Raw genomic sequence first — 19,991 nt, forward strand, 5'->3', positions numbered from 1 at the left:
ACTGGGCTTTTTTTTCAGACATTTATTGTAAGCTTCGACCTGTTTCAGACTTAAGTAGGCCTCAAATGTTATCTCCTCACAGCCCTATGATTCCTGTTCAAAAAACAGGAGTATGCAGATCGTTCTGCATCTCCTGTCCCTAATCGTAAAGTTTATTTAGTCAGCTCTTCAAAAGCTTTGAATTCATAATCTAGATCCTTAGCCACTGCCTTATTGACCACATGTCCTTTGTATACGTTCAGACCGGCGGCGAGACCTGCATCACGTTTCAGTGCATCTTCAACACCCAGTTCCGCAAGCTTCAGAGCATAAGGAACCGTATCATTAGTCAGAGCCACTGTCGACGTTTTTGGTACGGCCCCTGGAATGTTGGCCACACCATAATGGAGAATGCCGTGCCTTTCCACTACCGGTTCATCATGAGTTGTCGGCTCGCTCAACGTTTCAAAATTACCCCCCTGATCAATAGCAATATCGACGATCACAGCTCCTTTATTCATTGACTTAACCATGTCTTCTGTCACCAGTTTTGGTGCTTTTCGTCCCGGCACAAGAACAGCACCAATCACCAGATCAGATTCACTTATAGCTTTCTCAATGTTGGCTGGATTTGAAGCTAGGGTCTGCACATTGCTTCCGAACAACTGGATGAGTTCTCTCATCCGCTGAGGATTCAGTTCGATGATGTTTACCTTTGCACGCATCCCAACAGCCATCCGAGCAGCATTCTCTCCTGCCACTCCGCCACCGAGGATCGTTACAGTCCCCCTAGGCACACCGGTTACTCCACCTAGGAGAATTCCTTCTCCCCCCGCATGTCTTTCAAGATAATGCGCACCGATCTGGACAGCCATTCTTCCTGCCACCTCACTCATCGGCGTCAGCAGCGGCAGCTTGCCGTTCTTTTCAACCGTCTCGTAGCCGATAGCCGTCACTTCATGATCCACCAGTGCTTGAGTCAGTTCGGGAGCAGCTGACAGATGAAGATAAGTAAAGAGGATCAGCCCTTTTCTTAAGTAAGTGTACTCCTCTTTCAGCGGTTCTTTCACTTTCATGATCATTTCAGCCTGTTTCCAGACTTGACCGGCCGATTCTGTCAGCTCTCCACCGTTTTCAGCATACTGCTCGTCTATAAACCCACTTCCTTCCCCCGCTCCTTTTTCTACAAGGACACGGTGTCCGTTGTCTGTCAGTCGTCCGACATTCGAAGGGGTCAGAGCTACACGGTATTCATTATTTTTTATTTCCTTAGGTAGACCAATAATCATAGCGACAATCCTTCCATTAGTTAATTAAATTATAAAGTAAGCTATCATCAGAAGCAGGCCAGTAAGCATGAACAGCAGCCCGCCAATTTTCTTAAGCTGCGGGAACCATTCCGGAAACTCCGTCTGTGCTCTACGCCCGCGCTTTCCAGGGTTAAGCTGATCTGAAAACCTGAATGACAAATAGCCTGAAATAAGCAATGCTAATCCGATAATCAGCAGCATGTCAGCACCCCTTTAAAAATGTAGTGAATCGCGGTCCTGGCCTCTTGAGACATCTCGCCAGCTGTAAAAGCCGGCATCCAGTCCTCTAAGCAGAACTTCAGCAGTCCCTATATTTGTAGCTAGAGGAATTTCATAGACATCACACAGGCGGAGCAATGCAGATATATCTGGCTCATGGGCCTGTGCAGTAAGAGGATCACGGATAAATATAACCAGATCCATCTTATTATCAGAGATGTAGGCACCAATCTGCTGGTCCCCGCCGAGCGGACCAGATTTAAACCGGTGGACATTCAGACCTGTTTCATCTGAAATTCGCTTTCCTGTCGTTCCTGTAGCAAAGAGGTCATGTTGTTCCAAAATGACCTTATAAGCTGCTGCAATTTTTACGATATCATCTTTCTTTTTATCATGGGCAATCAACGCAATATTCATAAAGGGAATACTCCTCCTTAAAATGTCGTATTTTTTTCATCATAACATAAAACAGAGCAGCTTATTGAATAAAAAATTGAGTATCTCTACCGTGAATCGTTTTACTTGAAGGATCTATGGTGAGTCGATAAACTGTGACTAGAATAAATGAAGGAGGAATTACAAGAATGGGCAAGAAAGTTGCAGTCGTTATAACAAAACTATTTGAAGACGTGGAATTTACTTCCCCTAAAGAAGAACTGGAAAAGGCAGGTCATACACTGACTACGATCGGATTTGAAGCAGGTGAAACAGTAGAGGGTAAAAAAGGAGAAGCATCGGTGACTATCGATAAAAGCATTGATGATGTCTCTCCGGAAGACTTCGATGCCCTACTGATTCCTGGGGGATTTTCTCCAGACCAGCTGCGTAAGGATGACCGATTCCTGGAGTTTACCCGTTCGTTCTCAAACGACAGTAAACCTATTTTCTCTATCTGCCACGGACCTCAGCTTCTGATCAATGCTGAAGTAGTAAAAGGAAAAGACATCACTTCAGTTAAGCAGGTGGCGGTGGATCTTAAAAACGCCGGAGCCAATTTTTATGACAAGGAAGTTGTTATAGATGACTCAGGTCTGATTTCAAGCCGTACGCCTGATGATCTTCCTGCTTTCAACAAAGCAATGGTCGATGCATTAAGTGAGTAAATTATCATTTTATTTGGATGAATGCTTAGGCAATTTTAAGGATTTTTCCAGATAGTTTTGCTACACTATGAATGTGGAATTTAAGTACACGGTTCTTTTCTCCCCAAAAAGATGATGAATGTTTCCCCCGAATCATTCATCATCTTTGAAAAGATAAACACTATTTGAGACCATTATTCTTTCTCCCCGGATTGAATGGGTTACTCAAATAAACTGAGACGTTTAGTCTTATCCCCAGCCACCTTTTCTAGAGGAAAAGGTGGCTTTTTATTATATTCATTTCCTTATCTTCCTGATTTACTTTGAAAAAGAAAGCGGTAATTCATCATGGATTAGTCACAGTAAATTCAAATTTAAAGACTATACTTTACTCATACCCACAACAACCAACTTATTTTTGGTTACTTGCACTCCTCCAAAGTGACAAGTTACCACTCCTTTTTTGCCACCTGCTGTTCACTCAGCAGGTGGTTTTTTATCGCAGAAAACTCATGTAAAGTACAATATTGTTTCAAAAACTCTCTTTTGCCACTTACTATTTGAAAGCTACCTGAGCTTCCAAATCCTTGATTTACCGCTTCCCATTCCTTCTTCGTCAATCACCTTCGTCTATTCCATGCTGGACATTATCTGTTTTTTATTACACATTAATGACTCATTTTATTGCTTCCCTTGCTGTTCCTACATATAATTGGCAGTGTTGTTTAAACAGCGACGTAAATGAAGGAGGTCTATAGACACTTTGATACAACTCCGTCAGATAGAAAAAACGTTTTTCAGTAAAAACCAGACACTGGCTGCACTCACGGATATCTCACTCGACATAAAGACAGGTGAAGCATTCGGTGTCATAGGTGAAAGCGGGGCAGGAAAGTCGACTCTTCTCCGTATGATCAATGCACTTGAGACACCCGATGCTGGTTCCGTAACCGTAGACGGTGTTGATTTGACTCATTTGTCAAAGAAAGACCTGCGTATGGAACAGAAGCAAATTGGCATGATTTTTCAGCAGTTCAATCTGCTCAACAATAAAACAGTAGCTGAAAATATCAGATTACCTCTGACTCTCCATAACTATGATCAAACTCTGACCGTAGACGAAGTCCTCGATTTCGTCGGGTTGAGCGACAAGAAGCACAGCTACCCTCAGCAGCTCAGCGGGGGGCAGAAACAGCGAGTTGGTATAGCCCGTGCCCTTATTACACGGCCAAAACTACTATTATGCGACGAGCCGACATCCGCTTTGGATCAGAATACTACAGAAGACATCGTAGCTGTTTTAAAAAAGGCACACAGAGAGTTCAAAATGACCATTGTCGTTGTCACACATGAACTTCCGGTCATCAAAGCCCTGTGCACACGGGCGGCTTTAATGGAATACGGTAAAGTCAGGCAAATTGTAGATATCACTCGTTCAGAAGACAAACTGACTGATCGACCGTATCTTGAGCGTGCAATCGAGGTGCTGACTAGTGACTGACTCTATTTCGATATATATAGAACGCATCATTGAATTCGCACCGCGTCTGCTCGACAGTTTATGGGAGACAGGCATCATGCTGTTTTTCGCCATGCTTGCTGCTATTCTTCTTGGAATACCAGTTGGCACGCTACTGTATCTGACAGCTGACACTCGGCCTATGGCTAATCGGTTCGTCAATCGCCTTTTAAATATTCTGGTGAATGTGATCCGGTCGTTCCCCTTCTTGCTGTTAGTTGTAGCCATGCAGCCCTTTGTCCGGCAAGTATACGGCCGAGCGACTGGCGACCCCATTGCTGCATCATTCCCCATGGTAGTGATTGCGATTGCCTTATATGCCCGTTTCGTTGAACAGTCTCTGATGGAAGTACCAAAAGGCATCATCGAAACGGCAAAATCTATGGGCGCAACAAACTGGCAGCTGGTCTGGAAATTCCTTTACGTGGAAGCCAGGAGCAGTCTGGTCATCGGCTTTACAACTGCTGTGATCAGTTTCGTGTCCTACTCGACGATCATGGGCGTTGTCGGTGGAGGAGGGATCGGTGATTTTGCCATCCGCTTTGGCTACCAGCGTTACGAAACAGATATTATGTATACCGCCATTGTCCTGATCATTGTACTCGTTGAGATATTTCAATGGCTCGGACTGGCTCTTGCAAGAAAACTGGATAAAAGATGATGAATGAAAAAGACTTAAGGAGAGATTATTATGTTCAAAAAAACCCTAATTTTAGGAAGTACTGCTCTGCTATTGGCTGCCTGCGGTGACGCCACTGAAGAAACAGTCGATGAGATAAATGGAACAGATGAAGAAACAACAGAAGAATCGGGAAACAGCAATGGTGAAGAGGTCGTCATTGAAGTCGCTTCTCACCTTCCTCCGATGACCGATATCGTTGAAATTGCCGGAGATGTGATCGAGGATGGATACAGTGTCGAACTTGTAGAAGTATCCGACAATATCCAGTACAACGAAGCTCTTCTTAATGATGAAGTGGATGCCAACTTCGCCCAGCACGAACCGTTCATGGAAATGTTCAACACAGAACGAGACGGTAACCTGGTAGCTATCCAGCCTATCTATAATGCGATTGTAGGCTTCTATTCTCCAGTCTATGAATCGATCGATGATATTGAAGAAGGAGCAGAAGTAGCACTTCCAAGTGACCCGTCAAACGAAGCCCGTGCTCTGATGATTCTGGATCACTACGATTTGATCACATTGAGTGAGGATGTCAGCTTCGAAGCCACTGTAAATGATATTGAAGAAAATCCGTATGATCTGACCTTTACAAGTATCGATCTGCTAAACTTGTCAGCTGCCTACGAAGACGGTGTGGAACTGGTATTCAACTATCCGACTTATATTGAATCAGTTGGGCTGACACCTGAAGATGCACTTATCCTGGAAGATGATGAAGACTTTACTTTCGCGATCCAGCTTGTAGCAAGAGAAGATAACCAGGATTCTGATGCTATCCAGGCCCTTAAGGACGCCTTTACCAGCCAGGAAGTCTATGATTTCCTTGATGATCTTGCCGAAAACGGCCATCTGGAACCAGCTTTTGAAGTGAATAATTAGTTTGAACTAAATTGACTGAACAACCAGTCAGTTTTCTGCCCGCCCAGTCGGATTCCAGTCCTGTACGGAGTATTTCTCCTGCAGGCTGATCCCTATGGTCGGGCATTTTTTGTACTGCCAGTTTTGTCTTCATCAGCGCCGGGGCACTGTCTGCTCATATACTCTCCCGGAAGTGGCTCCTGTCGCTGTATAGTGCTCTTTCAACACCTTTCTCATCCGTCTGAAATGAACCGCATCCCCGCACCACTCGTTTACTTTAGCCGTCGTCAGAGTGGTCTCAGGAAAGAGAAACTGCAGTTCTTCTATATTATCCAGAATTACATCCGTTACTGCACGTTTAACGAAACAGGATTTACAGTAACAGGACCGTTGAGTAATCAGAAGATCAAAAGATCCGCAGGCATTGCAAGATAACCCTTTCTTCAACTCCTTATAGGAATAATACGGCAGCTGATTCTGCACGGGACTGTCATCGTCATGCAGTTTGAGTATGCGTCTGGCCAGATCGTGATGATCCCTGCTCAGCATTCGGCTTTTTGTATTGAGATCCTCCAGGTACTCATCGATCTGATTCGGCAGGATGATTGGATCCTCTACTCTCGCATTGTATAAACTGAATTGTGGATGGATAAACACCAGATGAGCTGTGACCTTCAGCTCACTTCCCCACTCTTTCAGAAGCTGACTAAGAACAGATGCCGATCTATTCAGCTGAATCAGCGGATTCGCCACCTCCTCCCCATGTATCGTACTGAAGCCTTCCATATGCCTGACGTAGCGTCCAACATAGTTCCTGATTTCGAATATATACACCCCGTGTGAGGCAATCAGCAGGGAGTCCACTTTAAAAGACAGTCCTTTGTTCAATAGAAGCAGATCATTCAGTACGATGGCCTGCTTATCGATATGCTTATTTATTTTATCGTCAAATGCGGTCTCTCCACTTAATCCTTTCTGCAGATTAATCAGGTAACGCTTCTCCGGCTCCTTCAATTCAAACCGTTTATCCAAGTAATTCAGTCCTCTGAGCAAGTCGGATGGTTGTCTTGCTTTTAATATCTCCATTTCGTTCGCCTCCTTACTATACTCATTGTCTTTTTATCGAAAAACTGACTAAAATTGTTTGAGTTTTTTTAACTGCTATATTTATATGGGGAGTCGCCTCGTTTAGCGTAGATTCAGCTGCAGGCTCTTAGTTTACGTGTTTTTTGAACAGACCAGGGGGATGGGGGGGGGAATCTTGTGACAAACTGAAGAAAAAAAAGAGGATTCGAGTTGGTTGTAAAACGCATCTTACAACACACTCGTGTGGATAAGACATAGCGAGTTGGCTATAAGATCCTCCCACACTACACCCAGCATCATCCCACTGACGACTTTTCACTTTTTCTATATAGACGATACTCGTCAGCTGACTAGTATCATCCTCTCAACCCTTTCAGAACGAAAAAACAGCCGATCCAGTCGGCTGTTTTCAAATCATCTTATTTAGTTAAGGTGTCTTTTTCGACCTTGCCGTCCTTGACGACATATTGAATGGTATCGGTGTCCGCCAGGCTCGCAATGTCTTCGAGGGGGTCACCTTTAACGATGACAATATCAGCCAGTTTTCCTTTCTCAAGGGTGCCGACTTTGTCTTCCCATCCTAAACACTCAGCTGCCGTTTTTGTGGTAGCCACGATTGCTTCCATCGGTGTCATCCCCACATCGGTCATGAGTTCCAGTTCCCTTAAATTGAGTCCGTGAGGCATGACTCCAGCATCAGTACCCATAGCTATTTTAACTCCTGCTTTATGAGCTTTAGTGACACTTTCCTTGTGGATCTCAATGACTTCCTTGGACTTCTCTACAGCTGAATCAGGCATCCCGGATTCTTCAGCAAGTTCCAGAACGGATACTGGCGCCAGCAAGGTCGGTACCAGGAATGTTCCGTTTTCTTTCATCAGATCAATAGCTTCGTCATCCAGAAAGATGCCGTGTTCAATTGAATGGATGCCTGCCCGGACGGCCTGTTTGATCCCTTCAGCTCCCTGAGCGTGGGCCATGACTCGCACACCTTTTCTGAAACGTGCTTCTTCCACAATGACTTTCAGTTCTTCCAGAGAAAACTGGGTAAACTCCGGATGGTCGGTCGGGCTGAGTACGCCACCCGTCGCATGGACTTTAATGACCTCAGCTCCGGCACGAAGCAGTTCACGGACTTTCTTCCGGACTTCTTCCACACCGTCTGCCCGCCCGTCAGGCATACCCGGATAATTGGCCTGAAGCAGTTCAACCGTCTGACCAGATGTAGTATAGCCATCACCATGTCCACCGGTGATCGTCAGTGCATTGATGCTCAGCTGCAGACGCGGACCGGCGATCAATCCTTCTTCCACAGCTTTCTTCACACCTAAATCTGCCCCTAATGCATCTCTGACAGATGTGATTCCGGCATCCAGTGTCTTCCTCATATACTGGGCAGCCTGGTAAAATCTGTAGGAAAAAGGAGTCTCCAGTCGTTTCTGAACCCCTTCAAACTCCATCATGACGTGAACATGGGCATCGATAAGTCCTGGGAGGATGGTTCCTCCTCCGGCATCGACTATCGTTTCATCTCCAGTCAATGTGTATCCTTCCGCTTCTCCTGCGTATAGCAAGGTGTTTCCTTCAAATACAAACAGCCCATCGCTGACCGGCTGTCCGCCAAGTCCATCAATTAGACGTCCGTTGTTTATAGCTGTTTTTCCCATAGTATCTCCCCTATTAATTAGTGTATTTACTAGTGTATACGAAGTCCAGCCGCTTTACTATAATAAGATTAAAACCAAATGGCTTTATTCTAATTTAACCACCCTGATATAATGACCTGCTTGTCTGTACCCTTTACTGAATAATCTGCTCCAGAGCATAGGCCAGTTCCATTAACAGGACATCCTCTCCGGCCTGGCCGATAAGGGTTATGCCAATAGGCTCACCGGTTGCGCGAACATATCCAGGAACGGTGACTGCTGGATAACCGGATGCGGAATAGATAGCGGTCGCATAATTACTTAATGTCAGAAGAACATCCACGGAGTCAAAGGCTTTTTCCAGTGCCTGTCGTGTAACCGTCTGATTGGATGTGATGATCTGAGTGATGTCTTCAGCAGTCTCTTCAACACCGGCTGACTGAATCAGCAGCTCCTGATTGAAAGGGGCCGTCTGATCTTCCCCTTCTTCTTCATTGAACGCTCTAATTTTCTCAAGAGTCAGTGGATGGGTCCGACTCTGATTGAAAAAAGACTTGATCCCTGTATTGAATTCATACTTCAGAACCGGAACATAGTCTACTTCAAGTGCCTTTTCATCTAAAGAATACTCAGATGGGATCGCTCCGGCTTCTTTCAGCTTCTGCCGAACATCTTCTATTATTTCTTCGTCTTCTTCTCTATAGAGGGACTTGATCGATTCGTTTTCCAGGATACCTGTTTTCACACCTTTAAATCCTGCTTCAGACCACTCTGCTTCTTCTGAAACTGCTGACGCCATTCCCTTAAAAAGCAGATACGTATCCTTGACTGTTTTCGCTATCGGTCCTGCAGTATCATGCGTTTTAGAAATGGGAATGATGCCGTCTTGAGAGACTAGACCAAGTGTCGGTTTAAGTCCGACCACACCATTCTGACTGGCTGGATAGATGATAGACCCGGCCGTTTCCGACCCGACGGTAACAGGGGACAGGCTCAAGGCCGCAGCAGCGGCACTTCCTGCACTCGATCCTCCAACATCAAACTGTCCCAAGGGATGCATCGTCTGTCCACCTACTGCAGAATATCCATTGGAACTGTCAGTAGACATAAAATTTGCCCATTCGGTCAAGTTTGTTTTCCCCAGAATCAGTGCCCCCTTTTCTTTAAGAAGCTGGATAAGTTCTGCATCTTCCTCAGCTATATAATCTCTAAGAACAGCAGCCCCCGCTGTAACAGGCATCCCCTTCACACTGATATTATCTTTAACGAGGACCGGCATACCATAAAGCAGGTCATGCTCGTCATCAAAGACCAGTTCTTCAGCCTCCTGAATAATAGTCTCATTCAGAGAGATGACCGCATTGTATCTTTTCTGCCTGATTGTTTCATTCCAAAAGCACATCGCAATTTCGGCGTATGTAGTTCTACCTTCTCTGACTAAATTCTGAAGTGTCTGTATATCGCTCGATAGAATCTCCCGTCTCAGTTCATCGCTCAGATGATACTCTTCATGGTCCAGATCTAATTTATACCGACTCTTCTTCGTACGAATATGCTGCTTGTCTATCTGCCCCAAAAGATAGTCTTTACTGTTAAATCCCATTAGTTGTCTCCCCTGTTCTATCTAAGTATTTAGTTCCTCATTTTATTATACACAAAATGAGGAAAGAGCCTTTAACATTGTTCAGCGAAGGCCCCTTCCTCTTTCAGTTACGTTCAGTCATCAAGTTGTGCTAGTCAAAATCACCCGAGTCAAGCAGCTCCCGGACATAGGCCACATCTTTGTCTCCACGACCAGAAATAGTGATGATCACAGGCTCTTCAGGAGAAAATTCATCCGCCAGTTTTTTTACTAAGGCGACAGCATGGGCACTTTCTAGCGCCGGAATGATTCCTTCAGTTTCGGACAAGGTCTTGAAGGCAGACATGACCTCTTTTTTTGATACTGTATAGTATTCAGCACGTCCACTGTCTTTCAGATGACTATGTTCAGGTCCGATTCCCGGATAGTCCAGACCGGCAGCAATTGAATAGGTTGGTGCCGGGTTGCCGTTTTCATCCTGTAGGACAAGGGTTCTGAATCCATGCAGATCCGCCGCTTTTCCCTTGCTCATCGTCGCTGCTTCTTCAGGCTCCGCCCCGATTAGACGCACATCAGTATCTTCAATATAGTGAGCAAAGGAGCCAATCGCATTGCTTCCTCCACCGGCCACTGCAACAACCGCTGCAGGCAGCCTGCCTTCTTTTTCAAGAATCTGCTTCTTCGATTCCTCGCTGATCACTGACTGGAAATACTTGACGATGGACGGATAGGGATGCGGTCCGACGGCTGAACCGAGGAGATAAAATGTGTGATCATAATTCTCGATCAGATCTCCTAGAGCGACATCAACGGCATCCTTCAACCGCCCTTGTCCTTGCTCGACAGGAACCACTTCTGCTCCGAGCAGCTCCATCCTGAATACATTGAGTGCCTGGCGCTCGGTGTCCAGTTTACCCATATAGATCGTACAGTCCATACCAAACATCGCGCAGGCCGTCGCAGTCGCTACTCCATGCTGTCCCGCTCCTGTCTCTGCAATAATGCGATGCGCACCCATTCGTTTGGCCAGAAGAATTTGTCCCACCACATTGTTTATCTTGTGCGCTCCTGTATGATTCAGGTCTTCTCTTTTAAGATAGATTTTCGGGCCGCCGAAGCGTTCTGACAACCGTTCGGCGTAGGTCAGGGGATTCTCTCTGCCGACATATTCTTTTAGAATCGACTGATATTCTTTCTTGAACGCGTCATCTTCTCTAGCCTCGTCAAAAGCAGCCTCAATCTTATCCAAAGCCGCCTGAAGGTTTTCAGGGACGAAACTGCCGCCAAATGTTCCAAAAAATCCTTTTGCTGTCTCCATTATCCTTGCACTCTCCTATTCATTTACTTTTCCATCAGAAATTCTATTACAGTTAAATAAGCTGGGCTTTTTCTTCTTCAAACAGAACAAACAGATCTTCCAGCGTCATTTGTGCTTTTTCACGGGCATTCAGATCAAGTTTGATTCTTCCATTTTCCAGAACGATCAGCCGATTGCCGTACTTCAGGGCATCTTCCATCCGGTGCGTGATCATCAGACAGGTAAGGTGATTGTCTTCAATGACCTCCTGTGTCAGTTCCATCAGCCGTTTTGCTGTTTTGGGATCCAGTGCAGCAGTATGTTCATCCAGAAGCAGGAGCTCTGGATTTGTCAATGCAGCCATAAGCAGACTCAATGACTGTCTCTGCCCACCAGATAAATGCCCCGTAGGTGTATCTAGATGTTTTTCAAGTCCATTTCCAACTGAGGCACACAGGTTTTGGAATGAGTCTCTTTGAGCCTTCAATTTTCTCGGCAGCAGATACCGCTTCTCCCCTCGTTTCATAGCGAGCAGCAGGTTTTCCGCTACCGTCATTCGTGGGGCAGTCCCCATTTTAGGATCCTGAAAGACCCGGGCGATATGACGTGCTCTTTTTTCTTCAGGTAGTCTGGTTACTTCCTTATCTTTAATGTAAAGCTTGCCGCTGGTCAGTTCGATCGTGCCGCTGATGCTGTTGAACAAAGTCGATTTCCCAGCGCCGTTTCCTCCAAGGACTGTAACAAACTCTCCTTTTCTGATGGTCAGATCGATATGATCTAGAATCGTCGTATTCTTATCGGATTCATTCTGGATCATTTTAGTTACCTGCTCTAAAGTCAGCAGTGTTGTCATGGCTTACCCCTCCTTCCTGATCAGTGTATCCAGTTTAAGCACCTGCCTGATTTGTGGGATCATCAGACAGACAGCTAGTATGGATGCGCTGAATAACCTGATATAAGTCGTATCGAAGCCAAGTCTTATTACACCGAGAAGAAGTAGCTGATACAAAATGCTTCCGATGACGATGGAAATCAGTCGTTCGCCCAGAGTCACGTCCTTGAAGGCCACTTCCCCAATAATCAGTGAAGCCAGCCCGATGACGATGACACCAGTTCCTCCATTAACATCCGCATAGCCATTATTCTGAGCAATGAGAGAGCCTGCCAGCGCAATGATTCCGTTGGAAAAGACGAGCCCTATAATTTTCATGCGGTCTGTCTGAATGCCGAACGATCGAGCCATTGCTTCATTGTCTCCTGTCGCAATATAGGCCTGACCCAAGCTGGTGTAGAAGAAAAACAGTAGCAGACCAATCACCAGACTGACTACCACTAGACCGACCACTACTGCGTCGAAATAATTGGGTAAAAAGGCCAGGCCGTTAAAGATTCTTGGATGATTTAAAAGACTCAGGTTCGGACGCTGCATCACATACAGCATCACGGAATGCAGTGCCGTCATAACTAGAATGCCGGCAAGAATAACTGGGACTTTTCCTTTCGTATACAGGAGACCCGTTACCAGACCCGCGCTCATCCCAGCTAGAACTGCCAGCACCATAGCCAATACGGGAGGCAGTCCATTGACAATAGCTGTAACGGCGACCGCAGCTCCTAAAGGAAATGAGCCTTCTACTGTCAGATCCGGAAAGTTCAGAATCCGATAAGTTGTGAAAATGCCGATGCCGAGCACTGCCCAAAGCAGCCCCTGTGCAATTGCTGATATGACCATAAACTGATTCCCTCTCTTATTCCCTAGTTTCGATGATGACGGCATCCTCCAGAATAGATTCTGGAATGGTGACGTTCAAATGTTCCGCTTTCTCCTGGTTTACCAGAATATCCCCTTCACTCAGGACAAAAACAGGGAATGTACTCGGGTCTTGTCCGTTCAGTACTTCTGCAGCCATCCGACCTGATTCGATCCCCATCTGCTTCTGATTGATTCCAACTGTGACCAGCCCACCTTGAGCGATCATCAGATCGACTGTCGGAATCAGCGGCATGTCGTAACGGTCCGCTTCACTGACCACGGTGTCGAATGCACTTGCTATCGTATTGTCAGTCGGAAGGTAGATCACATCGACTTCCTGAGACATGGATGCAACCATCTGCTGAATATCATTCGTACTTGATACCGTATAAGTGACCGGTTCAAGCCCCATAGATTCAATCACTTCTGTCGCTCGTTTTGCTTCAGCCCTGGAATTGTCCTCACCTGAACTGTATAACAGCCCGATCGTTGAGGCTTCCGGAAGAACGGCATTCATCAGCTCCAGCTGAGCTTCGACCGGTGCTTGATCCTTCACACCTGTGACATTCGTTCCCGGCTCGTCTTCTGACTCCACCAGACCGGCACCGATTGGATCGGACACGGCACCCATGATGATTGGAATCTCACTGGTTGCATTGGCAAACGCCTGGCTAGCCGGCGTCCCGATACCGATCAGCAGGTCTGCCCCGTCTTCAACAAGAGCTTGCGCCATCGTGTTCATCAGGTTCTGATCCCCTTGAGCATTCTGAAAGTCGATCTCTGCGTTCTCTCCTTCCACATAGCCATGTTCAGCCAGCCCTTCGATTGCCCCCGCCGTAATTTCGTCCAGTGAGGGATGGCTGGTGGTCTGTAGAATACCAATTCTTACTGTTCTCTGTTCTTCATTCTCAATACCTGCTTGTTCGCTTCCGTTATCGCTCCCGCTATATGTAGCCGTGTCGTTATCTGAACTAGTCAGCGAGGCAACAAAGACTCCGATAAGTAAAACTAGAATAGCTCCTAAAGTGATGATTATACCTTTTCTTTTCATGATTGATTGGTCCTCTCTTAATTAGATTTATCCGTTTGTCAGTCAGTTTTTTATTTCGCCAGTCCCAGTCAGATTCCATCTGCATCCACTCCTTTAATTAAGACTCATTTGACTGAAGATTTTTTCCCATCCATTCCTAGCGGTACAAAAAAAGGCAATTTCCACGAATTGAATCGAATCGTGGAAATTGCCTTAAGATAAACAAAAACCACATAGATAACTTATCATCTATGCGGTGTAAAAAAATCCTCGTCAAAGTGAGCCGGCATAGATACAAAATTTAGATTTGTTCTAAACGTTGTATCTATGAAAGAAAGTCTTCATCTATACAACGATCTGCGCCAGCTGTTCCAAGCCATATTCAGTTGTCTGGATTGAGCAGATCGTGTAAGCATACTGACCTTCCTTTCGTCTGTTTTTTAATGTGATTCTCATACTACACCTATGAAATGGATCCGTCAACATCTTTTTTGAGAAATTTAAACTGATTTCAATTTTTTTAAATCACTGGTGGCCAGAAGGGGATTATACTGTATGTAAATCAATCTCTTTCTTTTTCCTGCTGTCCGGCCTGTTTCAACTGAGTCGGTAAAGAAAACTTCTTCAAAGCTGTCTGTCCACTGCTTGTCCTCCTGTTATTTCCTCTACTTTTACTTATGCATAATATAATATCTAATAAAACTGTTTTAATAAATTTATGTAAAAAGTATATACTGAACATTTCCTACTTATCAAGTTATTTCAGACAACCTTTATTTTTATTCCTTCATGTTTTCTTTTTTACCAGACATGTTAAACTTGGAAAGAGAGCAAAAGAAAGGTTTGACACATTATGAGTAAACGCGTTGCTATAATTGGAGCAGGAGTCGTCGGTGCTTCTGCCGCTTATGAATTGAGCAAAGATCCTTCTATCGATTTGACGATATATGACGAAGGAACGGGACAGGGAACATCAGCTGCTGCAGGAATAATCAGCCCATGGCTTTCCAGACGTCGAAACAAAAAATGGTATGTCATGGTCAAAGAAGGCGCTGCTTTCTACCCCGACTTTCTTTCTGAAGTCATGCAAGGAAAGGAAATTCCCTCTTCAGTTTACAAGAAAGTCGGCACCCTTCTGTTTAAAAAGAAGCCCGAGTATCTGACTGAAATGCTTGAAACAGGAGAAAAACGACGCCTCGACGCACCGGAAATAGGTGAGCTCGCTATTTTAACTGCCGATGAAATAAGAGAGAAAATCCCACTCTATCAAGGGGAAAATTCAGCACTCTGGGCTTCCGGAGGGGCACGCGTTGACGGTGGCCGGTTAGTTGAGCTGCTTTTATCACGAGCGGTTGAGAATGGGGCTGCAGTGATCAAGAAAAAAGCCCGATTCAAGCGAGCAGATCAGGGCTATTCAGTCCTGACCGACCACTCTGAAGGCATTTTTGATTCTGTCGTTCTCTCCGCTGCAGCCTGGCTCCCGGATCTGCTCGATCCTGCAGGCTATCACGTTGATATCAGGCCACAGAAAGGTCAGCTGGCGGAAGTCCAGCTGGCAGATCATCATACTGAAAACTGGCCGGTCATCATGCCTGAAGGCGAAGCGGACATTATTCCATTTGAAGACGGGAAAGTAGTGATAGGCGCGACGCATGAGAATGACAAAGGATTCAATCTGACGATCGACGAAGAACTAGTCAGCACACTGATCGATGATGCCGCTGCTTTCTTTTCGACAGAACTGCATCAGGCTTCCATTACAGCTTACAGGGCTGGGACTAGAGCCTATACCTCTGACTTTGCTCCATTTTTCGGAGAAGTTCCCGATCTTCCAAACGTGTATGCAGCCAGCGGTCTTGGATCGACAGGCTTGACGGCAGGTCCTTTAGTCGGAAAATGTCTGGCGGATCTTGTTAGACATCTCTCGCCTCTGCTTCCCGTTGAAGATTATCCAATCGCTGACTATGTCAAAAAAAAGAGCTGACTTAATTGTCTGACTCCAGTAAGTAAGGTATACTTTTAAAGTAAGAGTGAGACAGGTAGACAAGGAGAGAGAATCATGAAATCAGATAAAGTAGGCAAAATCATCGGATGGGCCGCCATGGCGATAGCCCTGATCGGATTTTTCATCTGGAATATCCCTCTAGGGTTAGCAGCAATCATTTTAGGAACTGTCGGTCTTGCCAGCAATGAAAAAGGATTGAACTGGACAGCCATTGCTTTCGGAGCGATCGCGATGATTATTGGTATTATATAAACTAAATGCACTGTAGATAAAAGAATCCCCCATGCGAAGGACCTATGTCCTGCTGCAAGGGGGATTTATTTACCGCTCACCTTTCTTGTACCCTTTATTCTGAAGCGAGGCACTGTAAAGTCCGATACTCAGTGAGAGAACCGCAAGCCCCAGTGAGTAGCCGCCAATGATGTCTGACGGATAATGCACACCCAGATACACTCGGCTGATGCCGATCAGACCAATCAGTGGGATAAGTGTCAACGAAGCGATAATAACGGGTTTCCAGCTTTTACTGGCCCGAATAATCAGAAACAGGAGCGCACCATAAGTAATGATCGAACCCATGGCATGCCCACTTGGAAATGAGTAGCCGCCCTGAACAATCAGATGCTCAACGTGTGTTGGTCGTGGTCGTCTGAAGAAAAACTTGACCAGCTGGTTCACACCTCCGGCTCCGACACTGACTGTCAGAAAATACCAGACCGCCAGTCGCGTGTTTTTTCTGGAACGCCAGATATAGAGAGAAAAAAGGATCGTAAACAGTCCCACGAACCAGCCATCACCCAGACGTGTGACAAAGATGAATTCCCATGTCAGAAGAGCTCGTCTCTCTTCATGAAACTCATTCCCTATCACTTCATCCAGTAGACCGATGAATCCCCAGTCATAAAAACTCATCCAGACTAAAAAGAGAAATGGAATGCTGAGCACCATGGCCAGGATAAACAGATTTTTTGGCTTGCCGAATTTATTAACTATATATTCTTTTGCTTCTTCCATTATTCTACCCTTTCGCAACCTATTTATGTTTTCAATTTACCAGTTTACCGTGTATACATCTGACTTTCAACCGTTACACTCGTGTTCGACATTCAGACATATCTAAATGCAAAGTGGCTTTGACATGAAGTCTGTCTTCCGGTAAAGTAGTTTAGGGAAACTCAATTTCAACCCATGTTTTTCTCCCTACTATCTGTCTTTCAAGACGGCAAAAAAGAGGAGTACACCATGAAAGTTTTTGATTATGAAGATATACAACTTATTCCGGCGAAATCGATCGTCAGAAGTCGTTCAGAATGTGACACATCCATTACATTAGGCAAGCACACCTTTGCCATGCCTGTAGTTCCTGCAAATATGCAGACAGTAGTGGACGAAGAACTGTCCATCTGGCTCGCAGAAAATAATTATTTCTATGTCATGCACCGGTTTGAAGAAGAAACACGTATGAACTTCATCCGTACTATGCATGAACGCGGTCTGTATGCTTCTATCAGTCTAGGCGTCAAAACAGATGAATATGATTTTGTAAAAGAACTAGCTGAAGAAAATCTTGCACCCGACTACATTACAATCGATGTGGCCCACGGTCATTCTGATCTGGTCATCGATATGATCCGCCACGTGAAGCGTCATCTTCCAGAGACGTTTCTAATTGCCGGTAATGTCGGCACACCAGAAGCCGTACGTGAACTTGAAAACGCCGGTGCAGATGCAACCAAAGTCGGTATTGGTCCAGGTAAAGTCTGCACAACTAAACTGAAAACTGGTTTCGGAACCGGTGGATGGCAGCTTGCTGCTCTTTCTCATTGTTCCAAAGCAGCCCGTAAGCCACTGATTGCCGATGGCGGTATCCGTACTCATGGAGACATCGCAAAATCCATTCGTTTTGGTGCAACTATGGTCATGATCGGTTCCCTGTTCGCAGGACACGATCAGTCTCCAGGTAAAATGGTGATGATCGATGGCAGACCGTATAAAGAATACTTCGGCAGCGCCTCTTCTCACCAGAAAGGCGAGCGTAAAAACGTTGAAGGGAAAAAGATGCTGACAGAATACAAAGGAGATATCGCTGATACACTCCTTGAAATGAAACAGGATCTGCAGTCTTCCATCTCCTACGCTGGAGGGAATGACATTGAGTCGCTTCGTAAAGTCGATTATGTTATTGTTAAAAATTCCATCATGAATGGTGAAAACTATAACGCAAGCGGAATTGATGTGCCGGACAGCTTCGCATCGAGCAATTTCACTTCCTGAACAGAATGACAGACTAATCTGAATAGACTAAGCCCCACAAGTTGATTGAGAGACAGTCAGCTTGTGGGGCTTTGTTTTCCTACTTTTTTATTTCAATTATTATAATCACTAAAATATAAAGAAAAACGAGAAATAAGGCGAGAAATAGTGTCCAGAACGGAAGGTCGAACAACAAGCTCAAAATCAGATAAATCAGCAAGGTAAAAAGGGGATACCATACAATCGTTTTTGGATCGATTTCCATAGGCTAGTCCTCGTTTTCAGTCATAGGCTGGTCTGATTTCTTGCTAATTAGACTCAGGATCTTATCAACAGTATTCTCAACAGACTTGTTTTCAATAATCAGATCTGCTTCTTCCAATGGTTTCAGTTCATCTGTCTGTCTGCTGAAAGATAGACGTTCACAAATTTTCTGTTCACTGTCTCCACGATTTCTCATTCTCTTTTTCATCTCTTCAGTTGAAACATATATAAAGACTACGACAGTTTCTTTTGGAAAAGTCTCTTTCATGGCACGCGCTCCATTTTTATCCAGAGAAACGTGGACGACTCGCTTATTTTTCAGCGCTTCAGTCACTTCCTTCTTTGTCAGACCGTAAAGTTTCTGATTATAGACAGTCTGTTCAACAAAATCATCCGAGTCCAGCTCCTCAACTTTTCTGAAATAGTAATCAACTCCATCTATCTCTCCTTCGCGAGGCTCACGGGTTGTCGTCGTCACCAGTTTCGGTATCCCTCTCTTTGTCAGAAGGTCCCCCACTGTCGTTTTACCGCTCCCACTTGGTCCAACCAGGACGATGATCCGATTATCGTTCGTCATTATATGCTCAGTCTCCTCTTTATGAAAAGAGAATAGACCGAATCGGTCTGCTTACTCTCTTCACTGGTTATATCTATAGTTATCCGCCTAGCGTGACATCAGTCTCCTGATACCATTCCAGTGCTTCATGCAGATGCTCAACTTTATAGTTCGGCCAGTATTCATCAATGACATAGATATCAGAGTAAATAGACTGGATCGGCAGAAAACCGCTCAAGCGTCTTCGTCCGCCCCATCTCAGGACCAAGTCCATACGGGAAATACCTTTAGATGCTATATGGTCGATGACATTATTATCACTAGAAGCTTCTCCATTTTTCAGTCCATAATTCAGATCCCAGTTCCAACCGTAATTGACGAGGAAATTGACTTTCATTCTGCCTTCGCCGAATTTTGTCCGCTTCATTGCATAAGGAAGCAGTTCTTTAGGAAATACTTTGGAATCCGTATTTCCTATGACGAGTAAATCTGCGTCACGTTTTTTCAGTTCATTCACTGAATCGACACATGCTTTCTGAAACGCTTTTGTCTGAAGCGAAGGTCTCTTGACATTATCCATAGTAAAGCCATAATAGGTCATTTCTTCTACACCGAGCTCAAGGCAGGCTTCGTATAATTTGAGCCCAGGTCCGATCCCATGATCATACCCATCATGTTTTTTTAACCCTTTATGGACGGCCCATCTCCTGTTGCCGTCTGGAATCACGCCAATGTGTTTTGGTAAACGTTTATAGTTTTTCATTAATCTAAAAGTCTCCCTCTAATTGTATTGCAAACATTCCAGAATCAATGGATAAAATGCTTACTACTATCATACCGTTTTTTAGACGGATTCATCAACTAAGA

21 protein-coding genes are annotated in these 19,991 nt (G+C 45.0%); 7 read left to right on the forward strand and 14 right to left on the reverse strand.

Annotation, left to right across the window (positions count from 1 at the left end; translation table 11 throughout):
- Positions 1-152: 152 nt before the first annotated feature.
- From ald to mgsA, 3 genes are read right to left on the reverse strand one after another with little or no spacing between them, the layout of a single operon-like run.
- On the reverse strand, positions 153-1,268 hold the full coding sequence (ald, locus tag BLR76_RS03485) for an alanine dehydrogenase (RefSeq protein ID WP_091265484.1): 1,116 nt from the start codon (positions 1,266-1,268) through the stop codon (positions 153-155).
- 24 nt (positions 1,269-1,292) lie between these two features.
- A complete protein-coding gene (locus tag BLR76_RS03490; RefSeq protein WP_091265486.1) occupies positions 1,293-1,490 on the reverse strand; it encodes a hypothetical protein in 198 nt (65 codons plus the stop codon).
- A gap of 12 nt (positions 1,491-1,502) precedes the next feature.
- Positions 1,503-1,925 carry a methylglyoxal synthase gene (mgsA, locus tag BLR76_RS03495; RefSeq protein ID WP_091265488.1) on the reverse strand — a complete coding sequence of 141 codons (423 nt, stop codon included), beginning with the start codon at positions 1,923-1,925 and terminating at the stop codon, positions 1,503-1,505.
- Positions 1,926-2,092: 167 nt separating this feature from the next.
- Between mgsA and BLR76_RS03500 the strand changes: the two genes are divergently transcribed.
- A complete protein-coding gene (locus BLR76_RS03500; RefSeq protein ID WP_091265490.1) occupies positions 2,093-2,611 on the forward strand; it encodes a type 1 glutamine amidotransferase domain-containing protein in 519 nt (172 codons plus the stop codon).
- Between the two features lie 428 nt (positions 2,612-3,039).
- On the opposite strand, the gene BLR76_RS11990 is transcribed toward BLR76_RS03500, so the two are convergent.
- On the reverse strand, positions 3,040-3,210 hold the full coding sequence (locus BLR76_RS11990) for a hypothetical protein (protein ID WP_218121385.1): 171 nt from the start codon (positions 3,208-3,210) through the stop codon (positions 3,040-3,042).
- A 143-nt stretch (positions 3,211-3,353) separates the two neighbouring features.
- Here BLR76_RS11990 and BLR76_RS03505 point away from each other — a divergent pair, with 143 nt between their 5' ends.
- The 3 genes from BLR76_RS03505 to BLR76_RS03515 are packed head-to-tail and all read left to right on the forward strand — an operon-like array spanning position 3,354 to position 5,673.
- Complete coding sequence (locus tag BLR76_RS03505; protein ID WP_091265493.1) at positions 3,354-4,091, forward strand: methionine ABC transporter ATP-binding protein; 738 nt, start codon at positions 3,354-3,356, stop codon at positions 4,089-4,091.
- On the forward strand, positions 4,084-4,770 hold the full coding sequence (locus tag BLR76_RS03510) for a methionine ABC transporter permease (protein ID WP_091265495.1): 687 nt from the start codon (positions 4,084-4,086) through the stop codon (positions 4,768-4,770). Before BLR76_RS03505 ends, BLR76_RS03510 begins: the two co-directional genes overlap by 8 nt.
- Before the next feature lie 30 nt (positions 4,771-4,800).
- Positions 4,801-5,673 (forward strand): MetQ/NlpA family ABC transporter substrate-binding protein, encoded by an 873-nt coding sequence (locus BLR76_RS03515; protein ID WP_091265498.1) that lies wholly within the window; start codon positions 4,801-4,803, stop codon positions 5,671-5,673.
- A 132-nt stretch (positions 5,674-5,805) separates the two neighbouring features.
- Here the strand turns inward: BLR76_RS03515 and BLR76_RS03520 are convergent, their stop codons facing one another.
- The 7 genes from BLR76_RS03520 to trpX form a co-directional block, all read right to left on the reverse strand.
- A complete protein-coding gene (locus BLR76_RS03520) occupies positions 5,806-6,738 on the reverse strand; it encodes a nuclease-related domain-containing protein (protein WP_091265501.1) in 933 nt (310 codons plus the stop codon).
- Between the two features lie 419 nt (positions 6,739-7,157).
- Positions 7,158-8,405 carry a metal-dependent hydrolase family protein gene (locus BLR76_RS03525; protein ID WP_091265503.1) on the reverse strand — a complete coding sequence of 416 codons (1,248 nt, stop codon included), beginning with the start codon at positions 8,403-8,405 and terminating at the stop codon, positions 7,158-7,160.
- A gap of 133 nt (positions 8,406-8,538) precedes the next feature.
- Positions 8,539-9,987 carry an amidase family protein gene (locus BLR76_RS03530; RefSeq protein WP_091265505.1) on the reverse strand — a complete coding sequence of 483 codons (1,449 nt, stop codon included), beginning with the start codon at positions 9,985-9,987 and terminating at the stop codon, positions 8,539-8,541.
- Positions 9,988-10,117: 130 nt separating this feature from the next.
- Positions 10,118-11,284, reverse strand: a complete 1,167-nt coding sequence (gene trpB, locus BLR76_RS03535) for a tryptophan synthase subunit beta (protein WP_091265507.1) — start codon at positions 11,282-11,284, stop codon at positions 10,118-10,120.
- A 52-nt stretch (positions 11,285-11,336) separates the two neighbouring features.
- On the reverse strand, positions 11,337-12,116 hold the full coding sequence (locus BLR76_RS03540; protein ID WP_091265510.1) for an ABC transporter ATP-binding protein: 780 nt from the start codon (positions 12,114-12,116) through the stop codon (positions 11,337-11,339).
- A gap of 3 nt (positions 12,117-12,119) precedes the next feature.
- Positions 12,120-12,995 carry an ABC transporter permease gene (locus tag BLR76_RS03545; RefSeq protein ID WP_091265561.1) on the reverse strand — a complete coding sequence of 292 codons (876 nt, stop codon included), beginning with the start codon at positions 12,993-12,995 and terminating at the stop codon, positions 12,120-12,122.
- A 16-nt stretch (positions 12,996-13,011) separates the two neighbouring features.
- Positions 13,012-14,067: a tryptophan ABC transporter substrate-binding protein gene (trpX, locus tag BLR76_RS03550; RefSeq protein ID WP_091265512.1), complete on the reverse strand. Its 1,056-nt coding sequence runs from the start codon at positions 14,065-14,067 to the stop codon at positions 13,012-13,014.
- Positions 14,068-14,899: 832 nt separating this feature from the next.
- Between trpX and BLR76_RS03555 the strand changes: the two genes are divergently transcribed.
- Complete coding sequence (locus BLR76_RS03555; RefSeq protein WP_091265515.1) at positions 14,900-16,030, forward strand: NAD(P)/FAD-dependent oxidoreductase; 1,131 nt, start codon at positions 14,900-14,902, stop codon at positions 16,028-16,030.
- Between the two features lie 75 nt (positions 16,031-16,105).
- Positions 16,106-16,303 (forward strand): hypothetical protein, encoded by a 198-nt coding sequence (locus tag BLR76_RS03560; RefSeq protein WP_091265521.1) that lies wholly within the window; start codon positions 16,106-16,108, stop codon positions 16,301-16,303.
- A gap of 69 nt (positions 16,304-16,372) precedes the next feature.
- On the opposite strand, the gene BLR76_RS03565 is transcribed toward BLR76_RS03560, so the two are convergent.
- Positions 16,373-17,065 carry a phosphatase PAP2 family protein gene (locus tag BLR76_RS03565; protein WP_091265524.1) on the reverse strand — a complete coding sequence of 231 codons (693 nt, stop codon included), beginning with the start codon at positions 17,063-17,065 and terminating at the stop codon, positions 16,373-16,375.
- 228 nt (positions 17,066-17,293) lie between these two features.
- Between BLR76_RS03565 and guaC the strand changes: the two genes are divergently transcribed.
- Positions 17,294-18,325 carry a GMP reductase gene (gene guaC / locus BLR76_RS03570; RefSeq protein WP_091265526.1) on the forward strand — a complete coding sequence of 344 codons (1,032 nt, stop codon included), beginning with the start codon at positions 17,294-17,296 and terminating at the stop codon, positions 18,323-18,325.
- Between the two features lie 247 nt (positions 18,326-18,572).
- Here the strand turns inward: guaC and BLR76_RS03575 are convergent, their stop codons facing one another.
- Both BLR76_RS03575 and BLR76_RS03580 read right to left on the reverse strand, forming a co-directional pair.
- Positions 18,573-19,145 (reverse strand): guanylate kinase, encoded by a 573-nt coding sequence (locus BLR76_RS03575; RefSeq protein ID WP_091265532.1) that lies wholly within the window; start codon positions 19,143-19,145, stop codon positions 18,573-18,575.
- Positions 19,146-19,224: 79 nt separating this feature from the next.
- On the reverse strand, positions 19,225-19,887 hold the full coding sequence (locus BLR76_RS03580) for an undecaprenyl diphosphate synthase family protein (protein WP_091265535.1): 663 nt from the start codon (positions 19,885-19,887) through the stop codon (positions 19,225-19,227).
- Between the last annotated feature and the right edge of the window lie 104 nt (positions 19,888-19,991).

Origin of the sequence: Alkalibacterium thalassium (genome assembly GCF_900101165.1) — a bacterium.
Classification (GTDB): Bacteria; Bacillota; Bacilli; order Lactobacillales; family Carnobacteriaceae_A; genus Alkalibacterium; species Alkalibacterium indicireducens.

Excerpts from the sequence above, each read along its gene's own strand:
- ald (WP_091265484.1), bottom strand. The coding sequence starts at position 1,268 with ATGATTATTGGTCTACCTAAGGAAATAAAAAATAATGAATACCGTGTA.
- BLR76_RS03490 (WP_091265486.1), bottom strand. The coding sequence starts at position 1,490 with ATGCTGCTGATTATCGGATTAGCATTGCTTATTTCAGGCTATTTGTCA.
- mgsA (WP_091265488.1), bottom strand. The coding sequence starts at position 1,925 with ATGAATATTGCGTTGATTGCCCATGATAAAAAGAAAGATGATATCGTA.
- BLR76_RS03500 (WP_091265490.1), top strand. The coding sequence starts at position 2,093 with ATGGGCAAGAAAGTTGCAGTCGTTATAACAAAACTATTTGAAGACGTG.
- BLR76_RS03515 (WP_091265498.1), top strand. The coding sequence starts at position 4,801 with ATGTTCAAAAAAACCCTAATTTTAGGAAGTACTGCTCTGCTATTGGCT.
- BLR76_RS03520 (WP_091265501.1), bottom strand. The coding sequence starts at position 6,738 with ATGGAGATATTAAAAGCAAGACAACCATCCGACTTGCTCAGAGGACTG.
- BLR76_RS03525 (WP_091265503.1), bottom strand. The coding sequence starts at position 8,405 with ATGGGAAAAACAGCTATAAACAACGGACGTCTAATTGATGGACTTGGC.
- BLR76_RS03530 (WP_091265505.1), bottom strand. The coding sequence starts at position 9,987 with ATGGGATTTAACAGTAAAGACTATCTTTTGGGGCAGATAGACAAGCAG.
- trpB (WP_091265507.1), bottom strand. The coding sequence starts at position 11,284 with ATGGAGACAGCAAAAGGATTTTTTGGAACATTTGGCGGCAGTTTCGTC.
- BLR76_RS03540 (WP_091265510.1), bottom strand. The coding sequence starts at position 12,116 with ATGACAACACTGCTGACTTTAGAGCAGGTAACTAAAATGATCCAGAAT.
- BLR76_RS03545 (WP_091265561.1), bottom strand. The coding sequence starts at position 12,995 with ATGGTCATATCAGCAATTGCACAGGGGCTGCTTTGGGCAGTGCTCGGC.
- trpX (WP_091265512.1), bottom strand. The coding sequence starts at position 14,067 with ATGAAAAGAAAAGGTATAATCATCACTTTAGGAGCTATTCTAGTTTTA.
- BLR76_RS03555 (WP_091265515.1), top strand. The coding sequence starts at position 14,900 with ATGAGTAAACGCGTTGCTATAATTGGAGCAGGAGTCGTCGGTGCTTCT.
- BLR76_RS03560 (WP_091265521.1), top strand. The coding sequence starts at position 16,106 with ATGAAATCAGATAAAGTAGGCAAAATCATCGGATGGGCCGCCATGGCG.
- BLR76_RS03565 (WP_091265524.1), bottom strand. The coding sequence starts at position 17,065 with ATGGAAGAAGCAAAAGAATATATAGTTAATAAATTCGGCAAGCCAAAA.
- guaC (WP_091265526.1), top strand. The coding sequence starts at position 17,294 with ATGAAAGTTTTTGATTATGAAGATATACAACTTATTCCGGCGAAATCG.
- BLR76_RS03575 (WP_091265532.1), bottom strand. The coding sequence starts at position 19,145 with ATGACGAACGATAATCGGATCATCGTCCTGGTTGGACCAAGTGGGAGC.
- BLR76_RS03580 (WP_091265535.1), bottom strand. The coding sequence starts at position 19,887 with ATGAAAAACTATAAACGTTTACCAAAACACATTGGCGTGATTCCAGAC.